The sequence below is a fragment of the Acinetobacter lwoffii genome (assembly GCF_019343495.1).
GTDB lineage: Bacteria > Pseudomonadota > Gammaproteobacteria > Pseudomonadales > Moraxellaceae > Acinetobacter > Acinetobacter lwoffii_P.
The window spans coordinates 2697970-2723194 of sequence record NZ_CP072549.1; the positions used below are offsets into that span (position 1 = coordinate 2697970).

The 25225-nt window shown below is 41.3% G+C and carries 25 protein-coding genes; 23 read left to right on the forward strand and 2 right to left on the reverse strand.

What is annotated here, in order from left to right; genetic code table 11:
• Positions 1 to 69: 69 nt before the first annotated feature.
• Positions 70 to 423: a DUF4124 domain-containing protein gene (locus tag J7649_RS12650; protein ID WP_219308419.1), complete on the reverse strand. Its 354-nt coding sequence runs from the start codon at positions 421 to 423 to the stop codon at positions 70 to 72.
• 686 nt (positions 424 to 1109) lie between these two features.
• Between J7649_RS12650 and J7649_RS12655 the strand changes: the two genes are divergently transcribed.
• The 21 genes from J7649_RS12655 (at position 1110) to J7649_RS12755 (ending at position 23070) form a co-directional block, all read left to right on the forward strand.
• Positions 1110 to 2837, forward strand: coding sequence for an acetolactate synthase 3 large subunit (locus J7649_RS12655; protein WP_004278370.1), 1728 nt, complete (start codon positions 1110 to 1112; stop codon positions 2835 to 2837).
• Positions 2834 to 3325: an acetolactate synthase small subunit gene (gene ilvN, locus J7649_RS12660; RefSeq protein WP_004278369.1), complete on the forward strand. Its 492-nt coding sequence runs from the start codon at positions 2834 to 2836 to the stop codon at positions 3323 to 3325. Before J7649_RS12655 ends, ilvN begins: the two co-directional genes overlap by 4 nt.
• 106 nt (positions 3326 to 3431) lie before the next feature.
• Positions 3432 to 4448: a ketol-acid reductoisomerase gene (gene ilvC / locus J7649_RS12665; protein WP_004278368.1), complete on the forward strand. Its 1017-nt coding sequence runs from the start codon at positions 3432 to 3434 to the stop codon at positions 4446 to 4448.
• Positions 4449 to 4621: 173 nt separating this feature from the next.
• Positions 4622 to 5452, forward strand: a complete 831-nt coding sequence (locus tag J7649_RS12670) for a DUF2971 domain-containing protein (protein WP_219308421.1) — start codon at positions 4622 to 4624, stop codon at positions 5450 to 5452.
• Between the two features lie 903 nt (positions 5453 to 6355).
• On the forward strand, positions 6356 to 6877 hold the full coding sequence (locus J7649_RS12675; protein ID WP_005107882.1) for a hypothetical protein: 522 nt from the start codon (positions 6356 to 6358) through the stop codon (positions 6875 to 6877).
• A gap of 110 nt (positions 6878 to 6987) precedes the next feature.
• Positions 6988 to 7689 (forward strand): fimbrial biogenesis chaperone, encoded by a 702-nt coding sequence (locus tag J7649_RS12680; protein WP_219308423.1) that lies wholly within the window; start codon positions 6988 to 6990, stop codon positions 7687 to 7689.
• A gap of 41 nt (positions 7690 to 7730) precedes the next feature.
• Positions 7731 to 10061 carry a fimbria/pilus outer membrane usher protein gene (locus tag J7649_RS12685; protein ID WP_219308424.1) on the forward strand — a complete coding sequence of 777 codons (2331 nt, stop codon included), beginning with the start codon at positions 7731 to 7733 and terminating at the stop codon, positions 10059 to 10061.
• 10 nt (positions 10062 to 10071) lie between these two features.
• Positions 10072 to 10482 carry a hypothetical protein gene (locus tag J7649_RS12690; protein WP_005107879.1) on the forward strand — a complete coding sequence of 137 codons (411 nt, stop codon included), beginning with the start codon at positions 10072 to 10074 and terminating at the stop codon, positions 10480 to 10482.
• A 271-nt stretch (positions 10483 to 10753) separates the two neighbouring features.
• The gene (locus J7649_RS12695) at positions 10754 to 12034 is read left to right on the forward strand and encodes a glycosyltransferase family 4 protein (protein ID WP_219308426.1); all 1281 of its coding nucleotides are present in this window, start codon (positions 10754 to 10756) and stop codon (positions 12032 to 12034) included.
• Positions 12035 to 12054: 20 nt separating this feature from the next.
• Positions 12055 to 12606 (forward strand): phosphatase PAP2 family protein, encoded by a 552-nt coding sequence (locus tag J7649_RS12700; RefSeq protein ID WP_005107877.1) that lies wholly within the window; start codon positions 12055 to 12057, stop codon positions 12604 to 12606.
• 87 nt (positions 12607 to 12693) lie between these two features.
• On the forward strand, positions 12694 to 12894 hold the full coding sequence (iscX, locus tag J7649_RS12705) for a Fe-S cluster assembly protein IscX (protein ID WP_004278360.1): 201 nt from the start codon (positions 12694 to 12696) through the stop codon (positions 12892 to 12894).
• A gap of 110 nt (positions 12895 to 13004) precedes the next feature.
• Entirely contained in the window at positions 13005 to 13436 is a 432-nt protein-coding gene (gene ndk / locus J7649_RS12710; protein ID WP_004647460.1) for a nucleoside-diphosphate kinase, read from the forward strand.
• Between the two features lie 122 nt (positions 13437 to 13558).
• On the forward strand, positions 13559 to 14794 hold the full coding sequence (rlmN, locus tag J7649_RS12715) for a dual-specificity RNA methyltransferase RlmN (protein ID WP_004278358.1): 1236 nt from the start codon (positions 13559 to 13561) through the stop codon (positions 14792 to 14794).
• A gap of 14 nt (positions 14795 to 14808) precedes the next feature.
• The gene (gene pilW / locus J7649_RS12720; protein ID WP_219308429.1) at positions 14809 to 15609 is read left to right on the forward strand and encodes a type IV pilus biogenesis/stability protein PilW; all 801 of its coding nucleotides are present in this window, start codon (positions 14809 to 14811) and stop codon (positions 15607 to 15609) included.
• Positions 15600 to 16391, forward strand: a complete 792-nt coding sequence (locus J7649_RS12725; RefSeq protein ID WP_219308431.1) for a helix-turn-helix domain-containing protein — start codon at positions 15600 to 15602, stop codon at positions 16389 to 16391. The genes pilW and J7649_RS12725 overlap by 10 nt, the downstream gene beginning before the upstream one ends.
• A 23-nt stretch (positions 16392 to 16414) precedes the next feature.
• Positions 16415 to 17536, forward strand: a complete 1122-nt coding sequence (ispG, locus tag J7649_RS12730) for a flavodoxin-dependent (E)-4-hydroxy-3-methylbut-2-enyl-diphosphate synthase (protein ID WP_219308433.1) — start codon at positions 16415 to 16417, stop codon at positions 17534 to 17536.
• 3 nt (positions 17537 to 17539) lie between these two features.
• On the forward strand, positions 17540 to 18835 hold the full coding sequence (hisS, locus tag J7649_RS12735) for a histidine--tRNA ligase (protein WP_219308434.1): 1296 nt from the start codon (positions 17540 to 17542) through the stop codon (positions 18833 to 18835).
• Positions 18836 to 18865: 30 nt separating this feature from the next.
• Positions 18866 to 19564 (forward strand): YfgM family protein, encoded by a 699-nt coding sequence (locus J7649_RS12740; protein ID WP_005103250.1) that lies wholly within the window; start codon positions 18866 to 18868, stop codon positions 19562 to 19564.
• A complete protein-coding gene (gene bamB / locus J7649_RS12745; protein ID WP_168730663.1) occupies positions 19561 to 20709 on the forward strand; it encodes an outer membrane protein assembly factor BamB in 1149 nt (382 codons plus the stop codon). Before J7649_RS12740 ends, bamB begins: the two co-directional genes overlap by 4 nt.
• Before the next feature lie 168 nt (positions 20710 to 20877).
• Positions 20878 to 22287 (forward strand): ribosome biogenesis GTPase Der, encoded by a 1410-nt coding sequence (der, locus tag J7649_RS12750; protein ID WP_004278348.1) that lies wholly within the window; start codon positions 20878 to 20880, stop codon positions 22285 to 22287.
• Between the two features lie 138 nt (positions 22288 to 22425).
• A complete protein-coding gene (locus tag J7649_RS12755) occupies positions 22426 to 23070 on the forward strand; it encodes a 4'-phosphopantetheinyl transferase family protein (protein ID WP_219308437.1) in 645 nt (214 codons plus the stop codon).
• Positions 23071 to 23093: 23 nt separating this feature from the next.
• On the opposite strand, the gene J7649_RS12760 is transcribed toward J7649_RS12755, so the two are convergent.
• Positions 23094 to 23864 (reverse strand): SDR family oxidoreductase, encoded by a 771-nt coding sequence (locus tag J7649_RS12760; protein WP_219308440.1) that lies wholly within the window; start codon positions 23862 to 23864, stop codon positions 23094 to 23096.
• An 89-nt stretch (positions 23865 to 23953) separates the two neighbouring features.
• On the opposite strand from J7649_RS12760, the gene mazG reads away from it, so the two are divergent.
• Both mazG and J7649_RS12770 read left to right on the forward strand, forming a co-directional pair.
• A complete protein-coding gene (gene mazG / locus J7649_RS12765; RefSeq protein WP_219308442.1) occupies positions 23954 to 24766 on the forward strand; it encodes a nucleoside triphosphate pyrophosphohydrolase in 813 nt (270 codons plus the stop codon).
• Positions 24726 to 25148: a ComEA family DNA-binding protein gene (locus J7649_RS12770; protein WP_005245996.1), complete on the forward strand. Its 423-nt coding sequence runs from the start codon at positions 24726 to 24728 to the stop codon at positions 25146 to 25148. Before mazG ends, J7649_RS12770 begins: the two co-directional genes overlap by 41 nt.
• Positions 25149 to 25225: the final 77 nt, after the last annotated feature.

Consider the following 25225-nt stretch of genomic DNA (forward strand, 5'->3'; position numbering starts at 1 on the left):
CACCTAAAAGTGAATTTTGCGCCGGCATTTCCCGAAGAAAAAACCTGCTGTTCTAGTAAGAGAGGTATCTTATAAAGCCACTGCACGATTTTTAGATTGCTGCAAGGCTTCGTTGGCTTCACGTTGTTGCTGGTCCTGATTCGCAGGAACTTGAGGGGCTTGTTGCTGTTGTTCTTGCGACGTGTTCTCGGTTTGAGCTTCAGTTTCAGCCGGTTTTGAGGATGCCGGTGCTGAATTTTTCCAGCCATAAGTATCCACTGTGGTGGCTTTTTTCGCAGATTTTGGCGGTGGGGTCTTGGTATAATGCGTGATACCTTTGGCATCGACCCATTTATAATACTGGATTGCTGACGCACTGGTGCTATAGATGCCCAGAGATATTGCGCAGCTTAGACTGAAGGCGGTTAAAAAAGATATTTTCATTGTTCTTGGGCCTCGGCTTGCTAGGCATGGAATACTGCAATTATTGTAGTGATATTTTCAGTAAAAATGATGGATTTTTATCTGCTTTATTCAAAGCTAACTGCTTAAATAAGCTCAATCTAGCATATAAGAAATCAGAGAAAAATCTTCGTATACAAAATTTATTGATAAACAATTTCCTTTCATTTAATAAAAATTCATTCATTTTTTTTATATAAGACATATTAAAAATTTATAAAATTAAACCATTAACTCTATGAATTTTATTGGATTAGATGAATAGACAAGACAGTAAATGCATGGCTATGAGCTGATATTGCTGTTAAAAACAGCAGATCTAGGCACTATAAGTATGGATTGTCTGTTTTTTAAACTTGACTTTAAAGCCTGAAAACACAAGAATGCTGCAATAGTTTTATATGCCTTAGATCGATCACCCTTCGACTAAGTGTCATTTCATGCAGTGGGCGATTTTTCTAGCCGAGAAATTGAACAAAGCTAAGCAAAATATGTTTATCCCAACATGTTTTAGATCCCGTATTGCTCGAACAGCGAAGAGATCAGATTTTTTTCCTATTGCTTTGAAAACTATGAAATTTGTGTGCTATAACATTGCAGACAGTTAACAAATGAAACACTGCAAATGCCTCCCATTTGTGCAGTGAATAATATTAGGGTGAATCACGTTGGAACTTCTATCTGGTGGTGAAATGCTTGTTCGCGCATTAGCGGACGAAGGCGTTGAACATGTTTTTGGATACCCAGGCGGCGCAGTTCTTCATATTTATGATGCGCTATTTCAACAAGACAGAATCAATCATTATCTCGTACGTCACGAACAGGCTGCTGGTCACATGGCCGATGCTTACTCACGCGTGACAGGCAAGACCGGTGTTGTGCTGGTGACTTCAGGTCCGGGCGCAACCAACACGGTGACCCCAATTGCAACGGCCTATATGGACTCAATCCCGATGGTGATTTTGTCAGGTCAGGTTGCGAGTCATCTGATTGGTGAAGATGCATTTCAGGAAACCGATATGGTCGGTATTTCACGTCCTATCGTGAAACATAGCTTCCAGGTGCGTCATGCCAGCGAAATTCCTGCGATTATCAAGAAAGCCTTCTATATTGCGTCTTCAGGTCGTCCAGGTCCTGTAGTGATTGATATTCCAAAGGATGCGACCAATCCTGCAGAGAAATTTGCTTACGAATACCCAGAAAAAGTGAAGATGCGTTCGTATCAGCCACCGTTCCGTGGTCACTCAGGTCAAATTCGTAAAGCGATTGAAGAACTGATCCATGCTAAACGCCCAGTTATTTACTCAGGCGGTGGTGTGGTTCAAGGCAATGCTTCAGCACAATTGACAGAGCTTGCGCATCTATTGGGTTATCCAGTGACCAATACCTTGATGGGTCTTGGCGCATTCCCGGGTGATGATGAACAGTTCATCGGTATGTTGGGTATGCACGGTACTTATGAAGCTAACATGACCATGCACAATGCAGATGTAATTCTGTGTGTGGGTGCGCGTTTTGATGACCGTGTGACCAATAACCCTGCGAAATTCTGTCCGAATGCCAAAGTGATTCATATTGATATCGACCCAGCGACAATTTCAAAAACCATTATGGCGCACATTCCAATTGTCGGTGCTGTAGAGCCTGTATTGAATGAGATGTTGAATCAGTTGAAACAGCTTAATGTTTCTAAGCCAAATCCTGAAGCGATTGCGGCATGGTGGAAACAGATCAATGAATGGCGCAAGGTTCATGGCGGTCGTTTTGAAGCAGGTGTTGATGGTGTAATGAAGCCACAACAAGTGGTTCAGGCACTGGACAAAGTGACCAATGGTGAAGCGATCATTACTTCTGACGTCGGTCAGCATCAGATGTTTGGTGCGATGTATTACAAATACAAACGTCCACGTCAATGGATCAACTCAGGTGGTCTAGGCACCATGGGTGTCGGCTTGCCGTATGCAATGGCTGCGAAGCTTGCATACCCGGAACAGCAAGTAGTGTGTATCACCGGTGAAGCATCGATTCAGATGTGTATCCAGGAACTGTCGACCTGTAAGCAATATGGCCTGAATGTAAAAATCCTGTGCCTGAATAACCAGTCTTTAGGCATGGTAAAACAATGGCAAGATATGAACTATGAAGGACGTCATTCAAGTTCTTATGTAGATTCATTACCTGACTTTGCCAAACTGATGGAAGCTTATGGTCATGTTGGCATTCAGATTAATCATGCCGATGAGCTAGAGTCTAAGCTTGCAGAAGCGATGGCGATTAACGACAAGTGCGTATTTATTAACGTTATGGTAGATCGTACCGAGCACGTTTACCCGATGTTGATTGCGGGTCAGTCGATGCAGGATATGTGGTTGGCTAAAGGGGAGCGCACGAAATGAGACATATTATCTCTGTACTCGTAGAAAACGAATCAGGCGCGCTTTCCCGTTTAGTGGGTTTGTTCTCACAGCGTGGCTACAACATCGAAACATTGAATGTTGCCCCGACTGAAGATCCAACACTTTCACGTTTGACATTGACCACTTATGGCGATGATCACAAGATTGAGCAAATTACCAAACAGCTTAACAAGCTGGTTGAAGTGGTGAAAGTGGTTGACCTGTCTGAAGGTGCACATATTGAGCGTGAATTGATGCTGATTAAAGTGAAAGCATTGGGTTCATCCCGTGACGAAATCAAACGTACTGCGGATATTTTCCGTGGTCAGATTGTTGACGTAACCCCAACGACCTATACCATTCAGATCGCAGGTACGACTGAAAAAGTGGATGCATTTATTGATGCACTTGCAGAACACACGATTTTAGAAGTGGTACGTTCAGGTGTATCAGGTATCGCACGCGGCGAAAAAGTACTCACCATCTAAATTTTAAGTATTTCCTCATCTGAACAAGAAGAGGGTATCAGGCAATGTAAATTTAAGGGTCATTGCCTGATTTAACGGACAAACAAGCATTTAAGCGGAGACAGCAATGCAAATTTTTTACGATAAAGACTGTGACTTATCTATTATCCAATCTAAGAAAGTAGCGATCATTGGTTACGGTTCACAAGGCCACGCGCATGCGCTTAACCTGAAAGATTCTGGCGTTGACGTAACTGTAGGTTTACGTGCGAACTCTGCTTCTTGGAAGAAAGCTGAAAATTCAGGTCTTAAAGTTGCTGAAGTTCCTGCTGCTGTTGCGCAAGCTGACGTAGTTATGATTTTGACTCCAGATGAGTTCCAATCTCAACTTTACCGTGACGTAATTGAGCCAAACATCAAGCAAGGCGCGACTTTAGCATTTGCTCATGGTTTCTCGATTCTTTATAACCAAGTTGTTCCACGTGCTGACTTAGACGTAATCATGGTTGCGCCTAAAGCTCCTGGTCACACAGTACGTTCTGAATACCAACGTGGTTCAGGTGTTCCTGACCTTATCGCGATTCACCAAGATGCTTCTGGTAATGCGCGTAACGTTGCTCTTTCTTACGCTTCAGGCGTAGGTGGCGGCCGTACAGGTATCATCGAAACTTCATTCCGTGAAGAAACTGAAACTGACCTTTTCGGTGAGCAAGCAGTTCTTTGTGGTGGTGCTGTTGAATTGGTTAAAATGGGCTTCGAAACTCTTGTTGAAGCGGGTTATGCTCCAGAAATGGCGTACTTCGAATGTCTACACGAACTTAAATTGATCGTTGACTTGATGTTCGAAGGCGGTATCGCGGACATGAACTACTCAGTGTCAAACAATGCTGAATACGGCGAATATGTAACGGGTACTGAAGTAATCAACGAACAGTCTCGTGAAGCAATGCGTAATGCACTTAAACGTATTCAATCTGGCGAATACGCGAAGATGTTTATTCAAGAAGGTGCGTTGAACTACCCATCTATGACTGCTCGTCGTCGTCAAAATGCGGCTCACGGTATCGAAGTTACTGGTAACAAGTTACGTGCGATGATGCCTTGGATCCAAGCGAACAAAATTGTAGATAAAGAGAAAAACTAATTTCTCGAATCAATTGATTTGAATGCGAAAACCCACTTAATTTGAGTGGGTTTTTCATATCTTGGAGCCAAGCAAACAAAATCGTTGATAAATAGAAAAACTAATCTCTTGATTGGCTGATTTTTATGCTATAAAAGCCCTGCGAAAGCGGGGTTTTTTATTGGATAAGAATAATGATTTTATATAAATATATGAGCTTTGATGATGCTCTTTTAACCTTAAATAATCGGACATTAGCTTTTTCGCATTTAGAGGATTTTAATGATCCGTTCGAATGTACAACATTAGGCTTGTATGATCATGTAATTTCAAAGCGAAATTCTAATGAGGTTTTGCAGCAGAAGTTTTCCAGAAAGTATTTAATTACATGTTTAACTAAACAGCCATTAAATCCATTGATGTGGGCACATTATGCAGATAGCCATAATGGTGTAGTAATTGGAATTGACGTAAATAAAGCTGGATTGAATGATGCTGATAAATTCATTATTACAGCAGACTGTGGTTCAGTCACATATTTAAGTGAAGAGCCGAAAAACTTAAATCGATGTACTGTTGAATTTTTGAATAATGTTGAAAATTTAACTTGGGGAAAAGATAAAGAAATATTGAAACAAGCGCTACTTAATAAAATGCATTTTTGGAAGTATGAAGAAGAGGTAAGAATTGTGAAAAAAATTTCACCTTATATTTCTACCTATCATATACCACGTCAACGAAAGTATAATTTTGATGGTCAAGTATGGCAAAAAATTACACCAGGATTTAAACCAATTTATACATTGGAAATAAATCCTGATGCCTTTGTTGATGTAACATTTGGATTAGGTTCATACCGGAAATTAAGACGTTCACAAGAAAAAGAAACTAATACTTGGAATCCTGATAATATAGAAAAATTAGATCGGTTATATAACCTTTGTAGAAGTTTGAGTTTACCTGTATTTAAAGTAGATAAAGATTATGATAGGTGGGATCTTACACGTAAAAATATTGATATTTAAAAATATTAAGTAATAATATTGGTTTTAAAGCATAGTATGTGTTCTAAATTTCCACTTCATTTTTCTTTTCAAAAAATGAAGTATAGCCAGCGTAAAAACTCATTCTTATTGATCATGTCCACACTCAATTTTTTATTATTTGATTTGTATAAATCAGTTATTGAACTATAATTGTACGACCTCTAAAAAAAATCAATTAAAAAATATTGAAATAAACATCACTAAACTTATTTTTACCTTGAGGTCAATCAAAAAAATATTTATTAGAATATAAATTTTGAAATTAAATTTTTAAATATTAAAATTATTGATAAATTAAATTAAATTAATAGTAATTAAAATTTAATAATATTATAAAATTAATTATTTACTTTGTTACATTTTTATATTCTAGGTTCAATATATGCTTTGTGTTGTTTGATTGTAATTGTTTGTTTAGCTGAAAAATATTAAACTTTTATGATGCTGTAAAAATAACTATAAAAAATAAAAAAAATAATTTTTTTAAAGGGTAGTATCTGGAAATTGTAAGCATTTGTAAGATTTATTTCCAATTTAAATTGAGTAATTTGAAAAAATAATTATATCAATGTCTTGTGGGTATTTTTATCTATTAAATGAAGTGTGGTGAAAGTATGGAATGCTTATAATTTTAAATGGATTGTATTTGTAATAATTTATATATAAGTCTAAGTGCTTATAAAACAAATAAATATATAGATAGATAATTTATAAAAATATAGGCGCTATATTGTGAATATTAAAGCTTTGTACGCTAATGAAAATAATCGCACTAATATGAGTCTGCGCTTAGAAAAATAGCTCTGAATTCCAAGAGTTGGGATATAAGCGTTAAAAATAAAAGAAAAATATATTCTTTTAAAAAAAGAAATGGAGAAAAACATGAAAAAAATGACTCAAGCCACATTGGCAGCACTCGTACTGGGTTTTGGTTTTAGTTCAACAGCTCTATACGCAGCAGAAACAAACCGAGGTGGTCCTCCACAACAGGGTCCAAATAAACCTCATAAACCAGGCAAACATGGATGTGGAGACAAATGTGACGGAAAAATTGACATTGTTTTGGAAGTTCCAAGACATTGTGATTTAGATGTTGAGACACCTCGATTAACACTTGCACAAACCACGGGAGGTAATTGGAGCGATGCGGGCTTCTTTAATGTCAGCACAAATGCCCCTTATCGATTAAATATTAATCCACTAAATACTTTGCGCAATGGTGAGAACTCTGTACCTGTAGTTGTGACTACTACACGTGGTGGAAAAGCTTATTATGGCACTCAGTCAAGTACCAAAGGACAAGCTCATCGTTGGGATGTCGCAGCTACAGTAGCTGGTAGTGCGGTTGAAGCAGCTGATGCTGGTACTTATCGTGGTGTATATAACGTAGAAGTGCGATTCTAATAATAAGAAATTTTTTATATAACATTTTGAATAAGTAGGAGATGTACTACATCTCCTATTTTAATATTTTTATGATTAATAATAATTATATTTAGGTTTGGGAGTGAAATATGATTAAAAAAATTATAGGATTTTCTATATTGTTTTTGTTTAGTTTTTCTTTATCAGCGGGAATAAAGTTCAGTCCTATCCAACTCTATATTCAAGATTTTAAAAGACAGAAAAGTACAACTGTTAATATTGAAAGTACAGGATTAAGTACTTCAAAAATATATGAAATTAGTGCATTTAAATGGCAGCAAAATGAAAAAGGTGAAGATGTTCTATTGGAGGATAATACTTTATTGTTTAATCCAAAAACATTTGAGCTAAAACCTGAAAGTAAACAAGTTGTCCGTATCGGGTTTAGCCAACCCCCATTAAATTTAGAGCAACAGCAATCATGGAGGATCATTTTTAAAGAAGTAACACCAGTTGATGATAATTCTTCGATTAATTTTTTATTTAATTTCTCACTGCCTTTTTTTGCTGGAAAACAGGTTACACCAAAATTAAATATAGATCTGCAAAAAATTAATGAACTGGCTTATTTAAATGTAAATAATTTATCTAAATCTCATGCAAAAATTACTGAAGTTATAGTATTGGATAGTAAAAATAATCAACTCATGAAAAAAGATTTTGTTCAATATATTTTGAGTGGAAATAAAATTAAATTTGAACTTGGAGAATTAAAAGAAAATGGAGATTTGAAATTAAAGATAAAAGTGGAAGACCATGAGGGATATTTGGAATTTCCTGTAAAAGCCTAGAAGATGCTTATAAAAAGAATAAATAGTAAAAGGATGATGCTATGAAGGTCACTAAAATTCTTCTAATGATCGCGTGTGGGATGGGGCTAACAAATGTAAATGCTGAAAATGTTCAACAGACGGTGCAGAAAGACAATTTAGAAATGTTCATCGTAAATATATGGGTAAATGGCTTAGATTATAAAACTGAAGCAATTCATTTTTCTGATGGAGGGCAGAGATATATTGAGTGTGAGGCTTTATCCAGAATCGGAATTCACATTGAAAGGATCCCCCGTCACTTGGTCAAGAAAGAATTCTGTTTATTGAATCAACCAGGTGTAACAGTTGAAGATGACTATAGTTTACAAGCCATTAAAATTAATTTTCCAGTCAATTATTTTGAAGATACTCATTATGAATTAGAGGTAGAAAATCCCGAGAAAGCGAATTTTGGAGGGTTTGTTAATTATAGCTTATTTTATAATAAAGATGATGAAGAACAAGAATTTAATACATTTTCAGAAATTGGGATATTTAAAGATTATTGGTTATTAAAAAATGCTTTTTTATATCGTAATGAACCTGAAGATATTGAAGAAAGATTTTTACGTGTCAATACGACGCTCGATGTTGAATTTCCAAAAAACTTTTCAAGACTTACCTTGGGAGATACGACGAGTCCTTATAGTAGTTTAAATAATTCTTTTCGGTTTGGGGGGCTAAGTTTTGGTACCAACTATACCAATCGTCCAGACTTTGTTTACTGGAATGCGCCGACTTTAAATGGGAGTGCAAGCGTACCCTCAACAATTGATCTATATATTAATGGGGTACGTTTATATCGGGATTCTGTGACCCCTGGTAATTATAATCTTCCTGCTGGAGCAATGCTAAATCAGGCGGGTGATGCACAAATTGTTGTAGAAGATATTTTAGGGAATAGGAGCGTCCAGAGTTTTCCGGTTTATATTAATAGTCGATTATTAAAGCCAAAATTGAACGAATATAATATTTCATTGGGTAAATTAAGATATAACTATGATTATGTCGATGATGATTATCGGGAGTTTTTTACAAAATTGTTTTATCGGCGGGGTATAACGTCTTCAACGACCTTGGGAGGAGATTTTTTATATAGTAAAGATGTCAGCAATTTTGATTTTTTATGGACCCAAGGAATAAGTAAATACTTGCTTATGGATAGTGCATTTTCAGTTAGCCAGACAGAAGCGGATGATGAACAAGGATATGCGGCTTCGATAGCCCTGAGTCGAGATTTTAGAAACTGGTCCTTTGGTATAAATAGTCGATATTTTACTCAGGAATATCAGTATTTAAGTGGTGATATATATAACTCTAATATTGAAGCCTCAAATATTCTATATTTTAATTTTTCCAATTTGGGATTCATTGATGGATTAAATCTTAGTTATATTTATCAATCTTATTATGATCAAAATGGTTTTAGTAATGATACTCAGAAAATTTTTGATATTCGAGCTTCAAAAAGCTTAACAAAAAAAATATATACAAATTTTGGCTTTTATAAAGATTTTGGGAATGAGGGGGATCATGGTTTTAATATCGCCTTATCTTACGATTGGGAAGAAAAGGGTCAAATTTATTTAAATCACGATACTGAGGATAATGAAACGAGTTTAAGTTTTAGTCACAGAACGATGACTCAGAATGGTTTTGATTATGTTTTGGGGGTTAATCGCACTGAAGAAGAAGTTAATTACAATGCTTATGGTTTATGGAAAACCAGTATTGGTAATTTACAACTTTCTCATGATGAATATGAGAATCGTCGTAATTCACAGGCTATGTTTGAGGGCGCCTTGGTTTGGCTAGGTAGTAAAATAGCATTCACCAAATATGCTGATAATGCTTTTGCTCTGGTTGAGGTCGATCAACATCCAAATCTTGATATCTATCGTTCAGCGAGTCTAGCTGGAAGCACCAATAATCAAGGCTATATGTTTATACATAACATCATCCCTTATATCCATTACGATATTTCTTTTGACCATAACCAGTTAGCGATGGAAGAAACTTTTGAACACTCTTCTAAAAAAATTATTGGTCTGGATCAACGTGGATATAAGCTGGATTTTCCTATCTATAAAACCAAACGTATTGCGCTAAGAATTAAAGATGCACAACAAAATAATTTAGTCATAGGCTCTGAGGTTCTTGTGGATGGTCTCAGTACAGAACCTTCTTTTGTTGATAGTCAGGGTATTGTTTACCTATATCTATTTAAAGCAGGCACTTACAACATTAAAGTGAAGACTAATAGAGGGCAGCAGTGCCAGGCTCAATTCATTCTGAATGAAAACCAATTCCAGAATTCAGACAAGCAAATTCTGGAAACTATATGTAAGTAGGAGTAGAAAAATGAAAAAGCTCTTTTTATTTATTACCGCACTCAGTATGAGTGAAATAGCCATGGCCCAATATTGCTCGATTGATGGTTTTACCACTCCAGAATTACGTCTAGCCAGCTATCAGCGTAGTCAGGCTGCCACTTCATTTAATATTTCATGTGATATGGGCTATTCAATTTTATTTAATAGTCAGAACCTGGTGAGTTCCAACGGGATAAGTTATGTGTCTAATGGTCCTAATAAATTGCGTACCAAATTAAATTTGAGTGGTGCAAATAGTGGGTTATGGGGAGTCAGAGTGAATCAGGGAGCTTCACAGAGACAGAAATATATCGTTTCGGTTCAACTCGAAGAGAATCCTTTTAATGGGGTTCCAGCTGGAACTTATCGTGATCGGATTTCTGTCGATATTAATTTTTAAATCATAGAAATAAGGAAATTGCCTGAAAGACTTTAAACCAACCTGGGATCAGTACAGTAAAGCAAACATGCAGAAACTTTGAGGAGGTTAAATGAAGATCTGTATAAAGTGAATATCTTTTTAGTCTAAGAATTAATTGGTATTCACTTATTTTTTTAATATAAATAATAATTTAGAAGATTTATTTTTGGTTTTTTTAGTTATTTTTATTCATCAAATAGTCATGAGATCTTTCTATACTGGGTGAAAAATATAAGCAAATAGGTGCGAGATGCAACAAATTTCCATCTCAGAATTATTAGAGCAAAGACCTGTTATTCACAAAATCCAGTTTGATTTAAAAGAGCAACGTAAACAGGCTATTCGTGACAAAATAGTCCTAGAAGATCTGACACGGTCCCGTTTAAAAATTGCCATCGTTACCGAAACTTGGCCTCCTGAAATCAATGGTGTTGCCCATGCTTTATTGCAACTTTGTAAAGGATTACAAAAACAGGGGCATAAGATTTTATTAATACGTCCAGAACAACGACAAGCTTGTAATGATTTTCAACCGCATAGTGAATGTCTGGTTAAAGCGCATTGCATTCCTAAATATAGTAATTTGCAGTTTGGTAGACCGCAATTTCTAAAAATCCATCAAGCTGTTGAAACTTTTATACCCGATATTATTCATATTGTGACCGAAGGCCCTTTGGGTTTGGTAGCTCAGCAGCTTGCAAAATTCCATAAAATTCCAGTCTCTAGCGGTTTCCATTCGTCATTTCAGGAATTTAGTCGGTTTTTTGATTTGGCCTTTTTACTGAAGCCAATTCAAGGTTATTTAAAGTGGTTTCATAATAATACTGATTTGACCTGTGTCCCGAGTCGAGACACGGCTCAAGCCTTAAATCAGTTTGGTGTAACTTGTCCCTTGGCAGTCGTGGGCAGAGGCGTCGATCCAGATACATTTTCACCAAAGTGGCGATCACCAGATTTGCGCTATGCTTGGGGAGTTTCAAACGAGACCCGGGTAATGTTGTATGTGGGACGGCTTTCTCCTGAAAAGGAAATTGACGTGCTGATCAAGACCTATTTTGTGCTGCGCCAAGTTCGTCAGCAAGATGTGCGTTTGGTGGTGGTCGGAGATGGGCCGGATCGCACTCGACTGCAACAACTGAATCAGGATGGTAGCATTGTTTTTACCGGTAGCTTGACAGGGGAAAAACTGTCAGCGGCGTATGCCAGTGCTGATGTGTTCTGTTTTGCCAGCCAGGTCGAAACCTTTGGAAATGTGGTTTTGGAAGCGATGGCCAGTGGCTTGCCAGTGATTGCTTATGATTATGCTTGTGCAAATTTGCATGTGCAGCATGGTGAAACGGGATGGTTGAGCGGACTTGGACATCAGCAGGGTTTGATTCAGCAGATGCTCGAACTGCCTGATCTGCAAAGATTACAGCAGATGGGCGCGCAAGCACGTAAAAAAGCCGAAAAAGTAGGCTGGCAATATCCAGTCCGGCAATTTGAACAGGCACTGTATTTACTGGTACAGCATCAGGAATACAGGATATAAAACAAGAAAGGAGCAACAGTGTGAAACTCCAGAATGTAAAGATTAAATTTTTAGAAATCGATTTGAAAGGCTGTGTTTATCTGAATCATTTTTCGCATTCAGTCCGTATTGCCACTTTTTTTAAAATGATTAGCCGCTTAGGAAATGGTGCATTTTGGTATTTCATGCTGATACTGGTTTGGATCATGCAAGGCTTGATCTATACCGTGCAGATTGTTTATCTGATTTTGGGAAGCACTATTGGTACCATTATTTACAAGGTGCTTAAAATCAAAACCGTACGGCCACGTCCTTATCAGGTGCATCAGGTGATCCGTCTGGGTGAGCATCCACTGGATCATTTCAGTTTTCCCTCGGGGCATACCTTGCATGCCGTGATGGCAACCACCGTTTTAGGTTATGTCGCACCTTTATTACTCATGCTGATGTTGCCTTTTACGATTCTGGTCGCAGTGTCCCGAATGGTGTTGGGATTACATTATCCAAGTGATGTGGCAGTTGGCGCAATTCTGGGTGGCATGATGGCAATTGCCATTGTCCTGACCGCACCTTATCTGAATATTGTGCTGTAAAAATAAGTGAAAGCCGGAGCAAAGGCTCGCAGATTTTCACAGATTTGTTAAAGTACAGCATCAAAGCAATTATGGTGAGAAATAGAGATGGGTTTACGTTGGACTGACACTCTCGATATCGCGATTGAACTCTATGAAGCGCATCCAGATGTGGACCCGCAGTGGATTCGTTTTACTGATTTACATGCCTGGGTATGTGCTTTGCCTGAATTTGAAGATGATCCAACCAAGTCGACTGAAGGTCTGCTTGAAGCGATTCAAATGGCATGGATTGATGAGGCACGCTAAGCCCTCATCTTAAAAAAGCATTTTTTTACAGATGAAAAGCAGAAAAATGCGCATTATCTCGGTATAATGCGCCAAATTTTCATGTCAACAATTGACTTAAGGAGCCTATCATGGCTATCGAACGTACTTTATCTATCGTTAAACCAGACGCAGTTGCTAAAAACCACATCGGCGACATCTTTGCTCGTTTCGAGAAAGCTGGTCTTCAAATTGTTGCAACTAAAATGAAACATTTGACTCAAGCTGAAGCTGAAGGCTTCTATGCTGAGCACAAAGAACGTGGTTTCTTTGCTGACCTAGTTGCATTCATGACTTCTGGTCCAGTGGTTGTTTCAGTTCTTGAAGGCGAAAACGCTGTTCTTGCTCACCGTGACATCCTTGGTGCGACGAATCCTAAAGAAGCTGCTCCTGGTACTATCCGTGCAGATTTCGCTGTAAGCATCGATGAAAACGCTGCTCACGGTTCTGACTCTGTAGCATCTGCTGATCGTGAAGTTAACTACTTCTTCGCTCAAACTGAGATTGCTCCACGTACTCGTTAATTCGCAGTATTCAAGCCAGATAAGTGTTATTATACTTATCTGGTTTTTTTATTCTCTGAATAATTCTTTGCTCACATATTGAGCTTCTCCTTTCATCTTTAGACATGGTTTAGGTAATACACATGAGTACTGAAGCAGTCGCTGTATCAGCAGTTTCTGAGCCACAGCAACACACTCCATCCGCTCCAGCACAGGCAAATACTGTCGAGAAAGTGAATTTACTTGGCATGTCACGTCCGCAAATGGAAAAATTCTTTGAGGACATGGGTGAAAAGAAGTTTCGTGCCGGGCAGGTGATGAAATGGATTCACCAGTTCTTCGTGACTGATTTTGCTGAAATGACCAATATTTCAGGAAAACTGCGTGAAAAACTGGAAAAGATTTGTGAAATTAAAGCGCCTGAAGTGGTGCATAAAAACTATTCTAAAGATGGTACCCGTAAATGGGTATTCCGTGTTGGCGACGGTGAAGGTTCCCTCGTCGAAACCGTATTGATTCCTGCTGAACATCGCAGTGGTTTACGTCGCACTTTGTGTATTTCTTCACAAGTGGGCTGTGCACTGGACTGTTCATTCTGCTCAACCGGTAAACAGGGTTTCCAGCGTGATTTGACTCAAGCCGAAATTATCGGTCAGCTCTGGATGGCGAACTATTCCTATATGGAAGATGTGCCTGTACTTGAGCGTGAACGTTCAGTCACGAACGTGGTGATGATGGGCATGGGCGAGCCATTGCTCAACTACGATGCAGTATTGAATTCAATGCGTATTATGCTGGATGACTTTGCATACGGCATGTCAAAACGTCGTGTGACTTTATCGACTTCTGGTGTGGTACCGAAAATCGATCAGATGGTCAAAGATATTGACGTGGCGCTGGCTATTTCATTGCATGCGCCAAATGATGAACTGCGTAACGAGCTGGTGCCGATCAATAAAAAATATCCGCTTGAGCAGCTGATTGCAGCATGTCAGCGTTATATTGCTAAAGATGGTAACGAAAGTTCACGTAAACATGTGACGATTGAATATGTGATGTTAGATGGCGTGAATGACCATCCTGAACATGCTCAGCAAATGATTAAGCTGTTGAAGAATTTGCCAAGCAAGATTAATTTGATTCCTTTTAATCCGTTCCCGCATGCGCCATATGGCCGCTCAAGCCGCAACCGGATTATTTCTTTCCAAAAAACTTTGTCTGATGCCGGTTTTGTGTGTACGATTCGTCAGACACGCGGTGATGACATTGATGCCGCGTGTGGACAGTTAGTCGGACAAGTCGCTGACCGTACCCGTCGTGCGGAACAGTGGAAAAAGAAAATTGCGCAATCGAATGAGATCATGCGCTCACAAGGATAATAAGAGGTCGCCAGTTGAGAAATCTAACATCAAAGTTTGCTTTGATTTCAACAGTATGTGTGTCTTTGGTTTTAGTCGCGTGTCAGACGCCAGATCTGGGTCAGAAAGACCCTGAAAAGGCCACCAAAGTCCGTACCCAATTGGCGGTAGAATATCTGAGAACAGGTGACCTGGATGCAGCCAAACGTGCGCTGGATCAGGCACTTGAGACTACTCCGCGTGATTCTCAAGCAAATATGATGATGGGCGTGCTACTGCAACAGGAAGGTAGTAAGCTTAATCTCGAAAAAGCAGATCATTATTTCAAGCGTGCGATTTCGGCAGATCCGAAAAATGCGCAGGCGCGAAATAATTACGGCACTTATTTATATCAGCTTGAACGCTATAATGATGCGATCGAGCAGTTTCAAATTGCTGGTGCCACGTTGGGTTATGATCAACGTTTCCGCGCACTGGAAAATATGGGGCGGATTTACCTGAAACTGGGTGATGCAACAAATGCTGAAAAATCATTCAAACAGGCGCTGCAAGCCAATCGCGATTCTTATATTTCAATGTTAGAGTTGGCAGAAATATTTTATTTGAACCAGCAGTTCCCGGCGGCGACACAAATGTATCAACAGTTTGTGCGTGGTGTGGGACAGAAGAATCAGGGTGCTCGTGCGCTCTGGGTCGGCATTCGCACTGCGCGTGCCGGGGGTGATCAGTTGGGTATGCAGGTATTGGTCAACCAGTTACGTGCACTTTTTCCTGAAAGCCAGGAATACCAACGTTATTTGCAATTACAGTACAGTACTGAGGCCGTATGGAAGTAAATCCTAATTCACCATCGAATCATTCGAGCGTAGCTCCAAATGCGTTAGGAAATATTCAACGTCCGGGCGAGTACTTGCGCCAGATTCGCATCAATCAGCAACGCAATCTGGAAGATGTAGCGAAAGAGCTGAACATCCCGGTCAAAACCCTGACTGCTCTTGAGCAGGATGAATACAAATCTTTGCCTGAAGCGACCTTTATCAAAGGTTATTACCGGACTTATGCCAAATTTCTGGGTGTAGATGCGTCTAGTATTATTCAGCGTTTTGATGAAATTTATACCAATGATACCGGGCTGCTGCCGAACCATGCCCTGAACAATTCTCCTATCAAAATTATGGGGAAATTGCCAGGTTCCAAGCGTGACCGCAATCGTAAGTGGTTAAGACGAATTTTTATTACGCTGGTACTGTTGCTGATTTTGGGCGCACTGTTTGCCATGATTCAGAACTGGTCGAGCAGTAATTCCCAAAATAGCAGTGAAGTCTCTGGAGTAGGCGCTTCTAATGTCGAGATTCTGAATCTGGATACAGGTGCCGCACTTTCCGGTGATCAGCTGAAACTTGATTTTAACCGTCCGACTTCGGTGCATATTGTCGACTCAGCGGGTAATGTTCTGGCAACTGGCCGTCAGGCATCGAGCTTGCAACTGAATGGTGAAGCGCCATTCCAGATTCGTCTGGATGATGCCTCGGCTGTATCGCTCAGTTTGAATAATGAAAATATTTCATTGTCACCCTACACTGTGAACGGAAAAGCAGAATTCCGTTTATCACCTTAACAGATCAAGAGTAGAGCAGAACGATGATCATAAATCCAATTAAACGTCGTCCAACACGTAAAATTCGTGTGGGTTCAGTTTATGTGGGTGGTGATGCACCAATCAGTATCCAGTCCATGACCAATACTGAAACCTGTGATGTAGCAGCTACGGTTGCACAGATTCAGCGCTGCGTCGATGCAGGTGCGGATATTATGCGGGTTTCTGTGCCTACCATGGAAGCCGCGGCGGCATTTGGTGAAATTCGCAAGCAGGTCAATGTACCTTTGGTCGCCGATATTCACTTCGATTATAAAATTGCTTTAGCAGTTGCCGATTTGGGTGCAGACTGCCTGCGGATTAACCCGGGCAATATCGGTTCTGAAGCGAAAATCCGTGAAGTGGTGGCCGCAGCACGTCATAACGATATTTCCATGCGGATCGGTGTCAATGCCGGTTCACTGGAAAAAGATATTCAAAAGAAATATGGTGAGCCGACTGGCCAGGCTTTGCTTGAATCTGCGATGCGCCATATCGATATTTTAGACCGTCTGGATTTCCAGGAATTCAAAATTTCAGTCAAAGCCTCGAATGTGTTCCTGACCATGGATGCGTATCGTTTGCTGTCACAGCAAATTAATAATCCGTTACATTTGGGTGTAACGGAAGCGGGTATTTACCGCACCGGTTCGGTTAAATCAGCGATCGCTTTGGGCGGCCTGCTGATGGAAGGCATTGGGGATACCATGCGTATTTCCTTAGCTGCCGACCCTGAAGAAGAAATTAAAATTGGTTTTGATATTCTGAAATCGCTGGGTCTGCGCTCCAACGGGATTAACTTCATTGCCTGCCCAAGCTGTTCACGTCAGGAATTTAATGTGATTTCGGTGATGCAGCAACTTGAAGAGCGTTTAGAAGATATTCGTACCCCAATGGATGTCTCTGTCATTGGCTGTAAAGTGAATGGGCCGGGCGAAGCCAAAGAAGCGGATATTGGTGTGGTGGGTGCAAGTCCGCGTTCACTAGTGTACCGTAATGGCGAAAAGAGCCATTTAATTGACACGAATCAATTGGTTGATGAAATCGAAACCATGGTTCGTCAACGCGTTTCCGAGCTTGAAGAAGCTAAATCTAAAGAAATTATTCGTACAAGTTTTCCTGAGTAGATCATGAGTTCAATCGTCGCAATCAAAGGTTTTAATGACATTCTCCCAACGCAAACCCCAGCTTGGAGACGTCTTGAACAGCATCTATCCGGTTTGATGGATGCCTATGGCTATCAACAAATTCGTTTGCCTATCGTAGAACAGACCAATCTGTTTAAACGTTCGATCGGTGATGCAACCGATATCGTTGAAAAAGAAATGTATACCTTCCTCGACAAGGGCAATCCGCCTGAGTCATTGACGCTGCGTCCTGAAGGGACGGCGGGTTGTGTACGTGCCATGCTGGAGCATAACCTGCTGCGCGGTGCGACGCCTCGCGTCTGGTATATCGGCCCAATGTTCCGTTATGAAAAACCGCAAAAAGGCCGTTACCGTCAGTTCCACCAGTTTGGTGTAGAAACTTTTGGTGTGGCGACTCCGGACATGGATGCAGAACTGATCCTGATGACAGCACGTTTATGGAAACGTATGGGTGTGGCAGACAAGGTTCAGCTTGAGTTGAACACTTTAGGTGAGTCGGATGAGCGTGCAGCCTATCGTGCGGCGCTGGTTGAGTTTTTAGAGTCGCATAAAGCTGATCTGGATGAAGATTCTCAGCGCCGTCTGACCACGAATCCATTGCGTATTTTGGATTCTAAAGATGCCAAAACACAAAGTATCTTAGAAAATGCACCGAAACTGCATGATTTTATGGGTGAAGAAACGCTGGCGCACTTTGCCCAGTTACAGCAGTATTTGACTGATGCAGGCGTGAGCTTCGTGATCAATCAAAAGCTGGTACGCGGTCTGGACTATTACAACAAAACTGTTTTTGAATGGACCACAACCCATTTGGGTTCACAAGGTACAGTTTGTGCCGGTGGCCGTTATGACGGTCTAGTGGGTCAACTTAAAGGAAAGGCAGATCAGTCTGTCCCTGCGGTCGGTTTTGCTATGGGGATCGAGCGTTTATTGCTTCTGCTGGAACAGGTTGAAGACAATACCCGGGCACGTGATTGTGAAGTATTCCTGGTGGTTGAACCGGCTTCTCAAGGTAAAGCTTTGGTCATTGCGGAGCAGATTCGTGATCAGCTTGAAGCAGCAGACAGTCAGGTTCGTCTGAAAGTAGGCTCACAAGGTTCAATGAAATCACAAATGAAAAAGGCCGATCAAGCCGGTGCTTTGTATGCGGCGATTTTGGGCGAGCGTGAACTGGAAGCTCAGGCGTTTACTGTGAAAGAGCTGGCAACCGCAGAGCAATCGAATGTACCATTTACGGACTTCGTTGCATTTTTTAGTACTAAAATTTCTTCAAAATAATCGATAAAACATTAGGAAAAGGGTAATCTCATGAGCGCAATGAGTGGTGATGAACAGTTTGAAAGCTTAAAATCCTTTACGAAGAAATATGGTTCTTCGATGATTACCGGGATTTTAATTGCGCTGATTGCCTTTTTTGGATGGGAATATTGGCAGAAGAAAAACCTGGCAGAGTCGCAAATGCACACTGCCAAGGTTCAGCAGTTGATGGATGATGCACAGGCATCGAAAGGTGATGGTTTTGCCAAGCTGTCTGAAACTGCGGACAAAATTGTCAAGGAAGCGCCTGACTCAGCTCAGGCGATTCAAACCCAGTTAGTCATGGCGAAACTGGCTTATGACAAAGAAGATTATGCTGCGGCCGAGAAAGCACTACAGAAAGTTGAAAACTCGAAAGTAGATGATAAAGGCCTGGTTCAGGTGGTTAAACTTCGTCTGGCCTATGCGCAACTGGCACAGAAAAAATATGATGCTGCATTGAAAACTTTAGAAGCAGTGACTGAACCTGCATTTAAAGCAACTGCCGATGAAGCACGTGGCGATATCTATGTTGCCAAAAATGATATTGAAAATGCGAAAAAAGTATATCAAAGTGCATGGGATGCTTTGATTGAACGTAAAGAAGAACGTCAGATTTTACAAATTAAGCTCGAAAGCGTAGGCGTGTTAGTCGATGATCCAGAAATCGAACGCCCAATTATAGAAACACAAGCGGAAGAAGCTGCATGAATAGAAAATACAAAATTACCTGTGCCTTGACTGTTTTAACGCTTGCACTGGCTGGCTGTGCAGGTAAAACCACTAAAGTTCCAGAAGTAAAACCGAATCCACTTCCAAAACTGACCCAAGCCAAAACCCTGGTCCCTGTATTTTCCACCAGTGTGGCGTCAACAGATGCTGCTGATCCGTTGCGTTTACGTCTGGATGCAGACAATGGCGTGGTCTTTGCGATTGACCCGAAAGGCGAAGTGTCTGCATTTAAAGGCAAACAGCGTCTGTGGCAGAAGAAAGTCAGCAAAGACAATTTAAGTTCTGGCGTTGAAGCTGCCGAAGGTCTTGTTGTCGTCGGCAACCAGAAAGGTCAGCTGTTTGCGCTAGATCAACAAACCGGCGAGCAGAAATGGACTGCGCAATTGACGGGTGCTTTACTGGCGCCTTCACTGATTCATGCAGGGCGGGTCATTAGTGTCAGCAATGACGGCACCGTATATGCGCATGAAATTGCGACGGGTGCGCAAGTTTGGACTTATGACTTACCTAATGTACAATTCAGCCTGCGTGGTATGGCTGCACCGGTTGCATTAGATGCGCGTAATGTACTGATTGCATCTTCCAATGCTTATATCTATGCACTGGATGCCTTAAGCGGTGTGCCAAAATTACAGCGTCGTGTCGCAGTGTCGGATGGGCGTTCTGATATCCAGCGTCTGGTTGATATTGACGGGGAACCGGTCGTTGCAGGCCAGTTTGTGGTGACCACCAGTTATCAAGGTCAGGTGACTGTGCTGGATTTAGCTTCACAACAGGTGGTCTGGAGTGAAGATGCCAGCAGTATCCAGCGTCCAGAAGTTGTGGGCAATGGTGTATTTGTGGCGCAAACCGATGGCAAAATCAAAGCCTTTGAAATTACCTCGGGTCAACCGCTTTGGGAAAATGACCAGTTGCTGAATCGCAAGTTAAGTAATCCGGTGATGCTGGGTACTGATCTTGTAGTCGGCGATCTGGATGGTGTCTTGCACCTGATTGATCCGCGTACCGGACAGATTACTGGTCGTTCGAAAACCTCTGGGGAAGTACGTAGCTTACGCGTCATCGACAACCAGCTGTATGTTTCCACACGCAAGGGCGCATTAAGCATTTGGCAGAACCGTTAATTTTAACGAGCCTTATGCTAAACTAGCCACAACCGTATTTTTGTGAACGCGGGGTGATTGAAAAATCAATGCCCCGTGTTTTTATTTAGGGTATTTCCCCCTTATATCTTCCTATACTTTCTGATGTTCAGGCCACTTTGACGCCTGATATTGAATAAAGGTTACTCTATGAAACCCGTAATTGCGCTCATTGGTCGTCCGAACGTCGGAAAATCAACGCTGTTCAACCAGATTACCAAGAGCCGTGACGCATTGGTGGCAGACTTTGCAGGTCTGACACGCGACCGTAAATATGGCGATGCAACTTATCAAAATAAATCTTTCATTGTGGTCGATACTGGCGGTATTGGCGAAAATGAAGGTGGGATTGACTCGTACATGGCAGAGCAGTCCAAGACTGCTATTCATGAAGCCGACATCATTATTTTTGTGGTTGATGCGCGTGCCGGACTGCTGGCTTCTGATGAACAGATTGCCCGTGAATTGCGTACTTTAGGCAAAAAAGTCTTTCTGGTGGCCAACAAAGTTGATGGCGTACATGCTGAAGCTGCCCTGGTTGAATTCTACAAACTGGGTATGGGCGAGCCGCTACAAGTGGCAGCCAGCCATGGTCGTGGTGTTCAGCAGATGCTGGAAGATGTACTTGCTGATGTACCGGAAGATGAAAATCCGGAAGAGCATGACAAAAACACGGGTCTGCGTTTAGCGATTATTGGTCGTCCGAACGTTGGTAAGTCAACGCTGGTGAACCGTTTGCTCGGTGAAGAGCGTGTGGTGGCATTTGACCAGCCGGGTACAACACGTGACTCGATTTATATTCCATTCGAGCGTGATGGCCGTCAATACACCCTGATTGATACTGCAGGGGTGCGCCGTAAAGGTAAAGTTGATGAAATGATTGAGAAATTCTCGATTGTTAAAACTTTACAGGCAATGAAAGATGCCAACGTAATTGTTGTTGTGGTTGATGCGCGTGATGGTATTGTTGAGCAAGATTTGCATTTGATTGGCTATGCGCTTGAAGCGGGTCGTGCCATGGTCATTGCAGTCAACAAATGGGATAACATGACTGAATATGATCGTAAGCAATGTAAGCTCGATGTAGAGCGTCGCTTCGATTTTATTCCATGGGCCAAAGTACATTTGATTTCTGCATTGCATGGAACGGGTGTGGGTGATCTTTATCCATCGATTCACCGTGCTTATGATTCATCTCGTTTGAAAGTGTCACCAGCAAAAATCACCCAGATTTTAAATGATGCGACAGATGCCCACCAACCGCCAATGGTTCAGGGTCGTCGTATTAAAATGCGTTATGCACACATGGGTGGACAAAATCCGCCAACGATCGTGATTCACGGAAACAAGGTGGATAAAACTCCTGCGGATTATCGTCGTTACCTGGAAAACGTGTTCCGTAAAGTGTACAAGCTTGAAGGTACACCGATTAAAATCGAGTTTAAAACTTCGGAAAACCCGTTTGAAGGTCGTAAGTCTCAAGTGGATGAGCGTGCAGCTGCACGTAAACGTCGCTATGTACAGAAGTTCAAGAAAGCCGAGAAGAAATTTAAGCGTTAATTTTATAGTTTAAATTTTTCGGATAAAAAGCCTGCGTAAAGCGGGCTTTTTGTTTTGAGAAAATAATGAATTTCTCTCCCAATAAAAGTGTAAATTCTTTTACACTCAAATCAATTGACATCTTTTTAATGGATTCACGTGGCTCGGCTGATTCAAATTCATCTGCATCAACTTTCTGATCTGGCTTGTGATCAATTGTCAGACCGCAAAACCCAGATTGCCGAACGGAAACGCGAAGTGGCATTTTTGCGCAATCAGCTTTTATCCCAATCTTTTGAATTGCCAGTTAGCGATCAACAGGTGGTGCGGACGAATTTTGGCAAGCCTTATTTAAATGACTATCCAGACTTCAGTTTTAATCATAGCCATAGCCATAATTTCTACGCCCTGGCCACGAGCAGGAATGTCCAAAACTTGGGAATCGATATTGAAGAACTGAGCCGTAAAGTCCGTTTTGAAGCTTTGGCACAGCACGCCTTCCATCCTGAAGAACTCAAAAATTGGCAAGCGCTGGCTTATGACCCTGAATACTGGTTTAAAGTCTGGACGACCAAAGAGGCCGTGTTAAAGGCATCAGGCTTGGGAATCCGGATCAACCTCAACGAATTCAATACTAATATCCATCCTGAGCAAAATGGCGGGCGCTGCGAACATCCAAAGATTGGCGTCTATGCCTATCAAAATTATACGCTTGCTGGCTGCGTGCTCACCGTGGCCTGGCAAAGTGAGCACTCTTGCAACGGGTTGAAATTTCCGGTGATTCAGATTCATCACACTGTCTAAAACAGAATCAACCCGAATATTTTTTATTTTCTGGAAATGAGCAGATTACTCAGCCGATTCACAAATTGCGGACTCATCCGCGATAAATGAAATAAAAACTGACTTTTGAATCCGACGGGATGATGCGTTGCTTGCCAGATGGAATCTTTGAGTTCTGCCAGTTTCAGAATATCTTGTGCGACATCTTCTGCTTTTAAATGCACGCCCATTTTTTTAATACTTTCTGCCTGCATATCTTTGACCATGGCCGTACTGACGAAAAGCGGCATGATATCCAAGACTCGAATCCCATAGGGTTGCCACTCAATATCCAGACTTTCAGTCAGGCCACGCACTGCAAACTTGCTAGTGGAATAACTGCTTAAATCGGCCTGGCCATAAATTGCCGAAGCGGAAGATAGATTAATGATGCGGGCAAATGAAGATTCTTTTAAATATGGGAAAGCGGCATGACAGCCGTTCATGACCCCTTTGACATTAATATCCAGAGTCCGGTGATGTGCATCAATAGTAGTATCTTCAAAAGGCCCTGAATATAGGATCCCGGCATTATTGACCAGAATATTGATTTCACCTGCCCAAGCTGAAAATTCGGCTAAAGCTGTTTCCCAGGAAGCGTAGTCAGCCACATCCAGAAAACCGGCTTTGGCATGTTCGCCCAGTTGCTGGGCCAGTTGTTCTGCCTGCTCCACCTGAACATCATAAATGCCCACCTTGTAGCCGTGCTGGTAAAATAGGGTGGCCGTCGCGGCACCAATTCCTTGTGCTGCACCACTAATCAATATACTGTGCATGTGCCTGATCTCCTTATTGTCTTTTTTTTGAGCATAACAAGAAACTGGCAGATTGACGCGACTATTTGGTAAAAAAGAGGTTTTTGAATATGGAACAACTACTCAAGGTCATTCGCGAATTACGTGAAAAATGTCCATGGGATCAGCAACAGACCCCTGAATCTCTGACTAAATATGCCATTGAGGAAGCTTACGAAGTCGAAGCAGCAGTCCGCTCTGGAAAAGTCGACGATGTCCGCGATGAGCTGGGTGATTTGCTGTTACAGGTAGTGTTCCAGTCGCAAATGTATAGCGAGCAGGGGGCTTTCGATTTTCAGGATGTGGTTCAGGCCATTACCGATAAACTGGTTCGCCGTCATCCGCATGTATTTCAGGCTGAACAATTTGCAAAAATGAGTCCGGAAGATGTGTCTGAGCTATGGAAAGAAATCAAACAGCAAGAAAAGCAGGGCAAGCCGCGTTCACGTCTGGATGATATTAAACATGCACCGGCTTTGGTGCAGGCTGATGAAATTCAAAAAAATGTCGCCAAAATCGGTTTTGATTTTCCGGACATGGCGGGTGCTTATGCCAAGCTGGAAGAAGAGCTGGCTGAATTAAAAGAAGCGGTAGCCGGACAAAATTCCGATGAAATACAGGAAGAATTTGGCGACTGCTTATTTTCTCTGGTCAATGTTGGACGTAAACTTGGCATCTCCAGTGAGATGGCATTATTGGGGACGATCCATAAATTTCGAACCCGCTTTGCCTTGATGGAAGATCAGGCACAATTACAGCAATTAGACCTGGAAAAACTGTCACTGGCTGAACTTGATCAGCTCTGGGAACAGGCTAAATTAGAATTAAAACAAAGAGCAGCACATGAAAAAAACACCTTATCGAATCGGTCCAACATGGATTAATCTTCTTCTGAGTTGCTGGCTGGGCTTTATTTCTATCGGAACAGCGCATGCGACTGCGACCGATTATATGGAATGGAAGACCCAACAACAGCAACACGACGCCCGCCTGAAGAAAAAAGCTGCCGCTACGGCTTCATCAGAAAGCAATCACTATCTGGCGAAGCCTGCATTATCGGCATCTTCTGCTGCTGATAAAATCAGTTTGAATAATGCAACTGTAGAGCAATTACAGCAGCTAAATGGTATTGGTCAAAAAAAGGCTGAAGCGATTATTGAACATCGGCAAAAAAATGGAAAATTCAAAAGCATTGAAGAGATCCAGCTGGTCAAAGGGATTGGGCCGGCATTATTTGCCAAAAACAAGGCCAAACTGGCCTTGTAAGGCGACAGTATGGATCATGACTAGCTGATTAATTTGACTCGCAGGATTGACATAATCAAATTGCCCTTTAGCCGTGT

Coding starts and splice junctions, on each gene's coding strand:
- bamB (WP_168730663.1), top strand. CDS start 19,561: ATGAATAGAAAATACAAAATTACCTGTGCCTTGACTGTTTTAACGCTT.
- J7649_RS12670 (WP_219308421.1), top strand. CDS start 4,622: ATGATTTTATATAAATATATGAGCTTTGATGATGCTCTTTTAACCTTA.
- J7649_RS12690 (WP_005107879.1), top strand. CDS start 10,072: ATGAAAAAGCTCTTTTTATTTATTACCGCACTCAGTATGAGTGAAATA.
- ndk (WP_004647460.1), top strand. CDS start 13,005: ATGGCTATCGAACGTACTTTATCTATCGTTAAACCAGACGCAGTTGCT.
- J7649_RS12740 (WP_005103250.1), top strand. CDS start 18,866: ATGAGCGCAATGAGTGGTGATGAACAGTTTGAAAGCTTAAAATCCTTT.
- ispG (WP_219308433.1), top strand. CDS start 16,415: ATGATCATAAATCCAATTAAACGTCGTCCAACACGTAAAATTCGTGTG.
- ilvC (WP_004278368.1), top strand. CDS start 3,432: ATGCAAATTTTTTACGATAAAGACTGTGACTTATCTATTATCCAATCT.
- iscX (WP_004278360.1), top strand. CDS start 12,694: ATGGGTTTACGTTGGACTGACACTCTCGATATCGCGATTGAACTCTAT.
- J7649_RS12675 (WP_005107882.1), top strand. CDS start 6,356: ATGAAAAAAATGACTCAAGCCACATTGGCAGCACTCGTACTGGGTTTT.
- mazG (WP_219308442.1), top strand. CDS start 23,954: ATGGAACAACTACTCAAGGTCATTCGCGAATTACGTGAAAAATGTCCA.
- J7649_RS12680 (WP_219308423.1), top strand. CDS start 6,988: ATGATTAAAAAAATTATAGGATTTTCTATATTGTTTTTGTTTAGTTTT.
- J7649_RS12650 (WP_219308419.1), bottom strand. CDS start 423: ATGAAAATATCTTTTTTAACCGCCTTCAGTCTAAGCTGCGCAATATCT.
- rlmN (WP_004278358.1), top strand. CDS start 13,559: ATGAGTACTGAAGCAGTCGCTGTATCAGCAGTTTCTGAGCCACAGCAA.
- J7649_RS12685 (WP_219308424.1), top strand. CDS start 7,731: ATGAAGGTCACTAAAATTCTTCTAATGATCGCGTGTGGGATGGGGCTA.
- ilvN (WP_004278369.1), top strand. CDS start 2,834: ATGAGACATATTATCTCTGTACTCGTAGAAAACGAATCAGGCGCGCTT.
- J7649_RS12695 (WP_219308426.1), top strand. CDS start 10,754: ATGCAACAAATTTCCATCTCAGAATTATTAGAGCAAAGACCTGTTATT.
- der (WP_004278348.1), top strand. CDS start 20,878: ATGAAACCCGTAATTGCGCTCATTGGTCGTCCGAACGTCGGAAAATCA.
- J7649_RS12760 (WP_219308440.1), bottom strand. CDS start 23,864: ATGCACAGTATATTGATTAGTGGTGCAGCACAAGGAATTGGTGCCGCG.
- J7649_RS12770 (WP_005245996.1), top strand. CDS start 24,726: ATGAAAAAAACACCTTATCGAATCGGTCCAACATGGATTAATCTTCTT.
- hisS (WP_219308434.1), top strand. CDS start 17,540: ATGAGTTCAATCGTCGCAATCAAAGGTTTTAATGACATTCTCCCAACG.
- J7649_RS12725 (WP_219308431.1), top strand. CDS start 15,600: ATGGAAGTAAATCCTAATTCACCATCGAATCATTCGAGCGTAGCTCCA.